This window comes from Streptomyces sp. NPDC088915, assembly GCF_044749825.1.
GTDB lineage: Bacteria > Actinomycetota > Actinomycetes > Streptomycetales > Streptomycetaceae > Streptomyces.
On record NZ_JBIVIR010000046.1, the window covers coordinates 1 to 5,129 of the forward strand.

The 5,129-nt window shown below is 70.6% G+C and carries 2 protein-coding genes and 1 pseudogene; 2 read left to right on the forward strand and 1 reads right to left on the reverse strand.

Annotated elements, in window-relative coordinates; genetic code table 11:
- Positions 1–761 (reverse strand): annotated as a pseudogene (locus tag ACIP5O_RS36835) (helix-turn-helix transcriptional regulator); the annotation flags it as partial.
- A 1,060-nt stretch (positions 762–1,821) separates the two neighbouring features.
- Here ACIP5O_RS36835 and ACIP5O_RS36840 point away from each other — a divergent pair.
- Entirely contained in the window at positions 1,822–3,420 is a 1,599-nt protein-coding gene (locus tag ACIP5O_RS36840) for a M4 family metallopeptidase (RefSeq protein WP_401302228.1), read from the forward strand.
- Between the two features lie 150 nt (positions 3,421–3,570).
- Positions 3,571–4,914, forward strand: coding sequence for a M28 family metallopeptidase (locus tag ACIP5O_RS36845; protein WP_401302231.1), 1,344 nt, complete (start codon positions 3,571–3,573; stop codon positions 4,912–4,914).
- Positions 4,915–5,129: the final 215 nt, after the last annotated feature.

The window sequence follows — 5,129 nt, forward strand, 5'->3', positions numbered from 1 at the left end:
GTCGCGGTTCCGAGCCCCGACACCGCGATCAGCTCGTCGCGGCCGACGGGCCCGTCGAGGACGGCGGCCGCCCAGACCACCGGCCGGTGCGCCGGGGACAGCGCGTGCGTACGGCTCAGCACCAGCTCCGCGAGCCGGGCCGGCACGCCGGCCGCCTCCACCTCGGCTGCCGTGCCGGTGAACGGCGGCCGCTGTTCCCTCAGTACGGCGAGGAGGTCGACGACCACCCGGGGCACCCCGCCGGTGAGTTCGCGCAGCCTGCGCACCGCCTCGGGCGTGCAGTTCCCGCCCAGCGCCTCCGCGGCGGCCCGGCGGACGCGTTCCTCGTCCCAGGGCACCAGCCGGTGCCGGAGCACGGTAAGCCGGGACGGGTACGCCATCGGCGGGCCGCCCAACGGCAGGCCGGGCACGGGGAGTTCCTCGGGGCGACAGGTCACGGCGGCCGCCGAGCCCCGCCCCAGGCACTCCAGGACCCGGCGCAGCCGCCGCAGCTCGTCCTCGTCCGCCAGATGGACGTCGTCCACCAGCCAGAGGGTCGGTGTCCGGCGGTGCTCTTCCTCGTCCGGCGGCCTGCCGTTGGCTCCGCAGCGCCACCACACGCGGACCGTGTCCGCCGTCCCGGGCAGGTCGGCCAGTTCCTGAAGCAGGTGGCTCTTTCCCTCGCCGGCAACGCCTTCGACGAACAGCAGCACCGGTTCGGCGCGCTCGCCGGCGAGGGCGCGTGCCAGGGGCCGCAGAGCGGAACCACGCGCCTCGATCACGCCGTCATCCTCGCTCTCCTTCCTCCGGGCGGCCCGGAGGCACCGCGTCCGACGCCTCGCCGGGGCCTCTCGCCGCTGGCGCGTCGGGGCAGCGCGGAGTCCGCGCCGCCCCTGCGGCGGGACCCAAGCGAAACGCATTCCGCGTCTTTGCCCGGATCACCGGTCCGCGCGGGTCGATTCCCGTACCGTACCAAGACGGCGACGTAAGAACACAGACACGGAACGGGATTTCCTCCGTTCCTCCTCACTCGAAATCCGGAAGGTCGCACGGCGCAAATCGATGGCGGTGGACGGCGCGGATTAAGCGAGTGGTCGCACGCATTTGTCCCGGCATTCGACGGGCGTGCGTGCCCGGGCGCGCGGAAGAGCTTTCGGAGGGAAGGCGTGCCGCGGAGCACGCCCGGCCGACTGCCGAGAAAGCAGGGCGCGGTGCTGTCTGGCCGGGACTGCCCGAAAGCGGCGCGCACAGCTCTTTCCGCACGCCCGTGCACAGGGCCGGCCAACCGAGGCTCGGCAGATCTCACGCATCCGCTGCACGACTTCCGCAAGTCCGGTTGGCCGACACCTGAACCTATGGTCCTGTCGCGCTCCCGAACATCCGGAGAGCCGGATCCACGGATACGCAATCAACCTTCCGGGGCGTAACGGGGCCCCGCCCGCGCCCTCACCACGCCGCCGGCCCCCTCCGTCCGGCACCTCCCGACACGATCGTCGACAAGGACTCCACCGTCGGACGCACGGCCACACGCCTTTCTCCGACACCGTTCGGGCGCGGGAGGCTGCAAGGCGTTCGCCCGCCTTGCCGAGTGGCACGCCTTTCGCGCGACGACCTTTCCGCCGGAGGGGTTCCGCAATTCACATCAACACCCCTGCGGTGCTCACCCTTGTTATTTTCCTTGCAGCCGCGTGAACAACCCCGGCAGTTTTGCCGCTTCACCCCGCAATCCGGACAGATGACGGGTGACATGCCCCTGCAAGTGTGGCTAACTTCTTCTCGAACCGAGGTCAAGAACCTTGGTTCCAGGCGTTGTTGACGCCTCTCCACCCCCCACTTGTACGCATGGGAGCACACGTGTCTTCTTCCATATCCCGCAAAAGCCTCGCGCTGACCGGCAGCGCCACCGCCGTCGTGGTGGCACTGCTGGCCGCCGGCGGTACGGCCGTCGCGGGCGCCGCCCCCCGGGCCGCGGCACCGGACGCCTCGCCGGCGGGCACGGCCTCGGCCCTGGGGCTCGACGGCAAGGAGAAGCTGGTCGTCCGCGATGTCGTCAAGGACGCGGACGGCACCACGCACACCCGTTACGACCGGACCTACGCCGGACTGCCCGTGCTCGGCGGCGACCTGATCGTCCACCGCGCGGGCAACGGGGCGGTCAAGGGCGTGACCCGGGCCACCGACCGCTCCCTCGCGATCGGTTCCCTGACGCCGAAGCTGACGCCGGGCGCCGCCGAGAAGGCCGCGGTGAAGGCGGCCGCGGCCGCCGACGTCGAGAAGCCCGTCGTCAGCGCGGACAAGGCGCCGCGCAAGGTCGTCTGGGCGGCGGGCGGCACGCCCGTCCTCGCCTACGAGACCGTCGTCGGCGGCGTGCAGGAGGACGGCACCCCCAGCCGTCTGCACGTCATCACCGACGCCGTCACCGGCGAGAAGCTCTCCGAGTACCAGGCGATCCACAACGTCGCCGACGACACCAGCCAGTACAGCGGCAAGGTGGACCTGGTCAGCACCCGCACCACGACCGGCTACCAGCTCGTCGACGGCACCCGCGGCAACCACCGCACGGTGGACCTCAACAACAAGCAGAGCGGCCCGGGCACGCTCTTCACGGACTCCGACGACGTCTGGGGCGACGGGACCGCGACCACCCGGCAGACCGCCGCCGTCGACGCCGCCCACGGCTTCGCCAAGACCAACGACTTCTACAAGAACGTCCTGGGGCGCGACGGCATCAGGAACGACGGCGAGGCGCCCACCTCCTACGTCCACTACGGCGTCAAGCACGCCAACGCCTACTACGACGACGACACCTTCTCCATCTACTACGGCGACGGCGCGGACGGGAAGCACCCCCTCACGCAGCTCGACGTGGCCGGCCACGAGTTCACCCACGGCGTCACCGACGCCACCGCGCGCCTCGTCTACGCGGGCGAGTCGGGAGGGCTGAACGAGGCGACCTCCGACATCTTCGGCACCGCCATCGAGTTCAGCGCCGCCAACCCCGCCGACAAGGGCGACTACTTCCTGGGCGAGAAGATCGACTACTTCGGCAACGGCAAGCCGCTGCGCTACCAGGACACCCCCAGCCGGGACGGCAAGTCGGCCGACTACTGGGACGCGAACACCAAGAACCTCGACGTCCACCACTCCTCCGGCGTCGCCAACCACTTCTTCTACCTCCTCTCCGAGGGCAGCGGCGCCAAGAAGATCAACGACGTCCAGCACGAGAGCCGCACCAAGGACGGCTCCGCCGTCACCGGCATCGGCCGGGACAAGGCCGTGAAGATCTGGTACAAGGCCCTGACCTCGTACTTCACCTCCACGACCAACTACGCGGCGGCCCGCAAGGGCACCATCCAGGCCGCCACTGACCTCTACGGCGCGAACAGCACCGAGGTCGCGGCCGTGAAGGCCGCCTGGACCGGCGTCAACGTCAAGGGCTGACCCCGCCCGCTCCACCAAGCATCTCTGTGCACGACCCGGGTGCCGGCTGGTCTCTGGTTCCGCCAGCGGCCGGCACCCGGCAGCACTGTGACGGCCTTCCTCCTTCGGGCCGCGCCCTCATACCTCCGCACCCCCAAACGGAGCTTTTCTATGTCCCTTCCCTCCTCTCTGCGGATGTCGTCCACCGTCGCTCTGGCCGCGGGCCTGGTCGTCACGGCCTTCGCTCCCGGCGTCCAGGCGGTACCGGCCCTCCCGGACGCCCACGCTCCGGCCGCCGTCACCACCGCGCTCGCAGCGCCCGACCTCTCGCTCACCAACGTCAAGGCCCACCTGACCCAGTTCTCGAAGATCGCCGCGGACAACGGCGGCAACCGCGCCCACGGCCGCCCCGGCCACAAGGCGTCCGTCGACTACGTGAAGGCCAAGCTGGACGCGGCCGGGTTCACCACCACGGTCCAGCAGTTCACCTCCAACGGCGCCACCGGCTACAACCTCATCGCCGACTGGCCCGGCGGCAGCCCCGACCAGGTCCTGTTCGCGGGCGCCCACCTCGACTCGGTGACCGAGGGCGCAGGCATCAACGACAACGGCTCCGGCAGCGCCGCGGTCCTGGAGACCGCCCTCGCCGTCTCCCGCGCCCAGTACAAGCCCGCCAAGCACCTGCGGTTCGCCTGGTGGGGCGCCGAGGAGCTGGGCCTCGTCGGCTCGAAGCACTACGTCAACAACCTGCCGACGACCGAGCGTTCGAAGATCAAGGGCTACCTGAACTTCGACATGATCGGCTCGCCCAACCCGGGCTACTTCGTCTACGACGACGACCCGGTCATCGAGAAGACCTTCAAGGACTACTTCGCCGGGCTCGGCATCCAGACGGAGATCGAGACGGAGGGCGACGGCCGCTCCGACCACGCCCCGTTCAAGAGCGCCGGCATACCGGTCGGCGGCCTGTTCACCGGAGCGAGCAGCAAGAAGACCGCCGCCCAGGCCCAGAAGTGGGGCGGCACCTCCGGCCAGTCCTTCGACCGCTGCTACCACTCCTCGTGCGACACCACCGCGAACATCGACGACACCGCTCTGGACCGCAACAGCGACGCCGCCGCCCACGCGGTCTGGACGCTGTCCGCCGGAACGACCGCGCCGCCCGCCGGAACGGTCTTCGAGAACACCGCCGACGTCGCCGTCCCGGACAACGGCGCCGCCGTCACCTCGGCCGTCGACGTCTCCGGACGCACCGGCAACGCCCCGGCCGCGCTCAAGGTCGGCGTGGACATCGTCCACACCTACCGCGGCGACCTGGTCGTCGACCTGGTGGCGCCGGACGGGACGGCGTACCGGCTGAAGGACCGCAGCGGTACGGACTCTGCGGACGACGTGCGCACCACCTACACCGTCGACGCCTCCGGCGAGACGGCCAACGGCACCTGGAAGCTGAAGGTCCAGGACACCTCCGCCCAGGACACCGGATACATCGACGCCTTCCGGCTGACCTTCTGACCGGTGCGGCCCGTTCGGAAATAAATAGGTGTCCGTAGATGCGCGCACCCGGATGGTCCTCCGGGTGCGCGCGTTCGTAGGTTTCCGCTCACCGGCCGGTCACTCGCCCTTCACGGCGGTCGGCCGCACCGCGACGGACCACGGGCGTACCCAGCCCCACCACCCTTCGCGCGCACCACCGCCGCCCCACACCCCCCACCACCCCCACCGAGGAA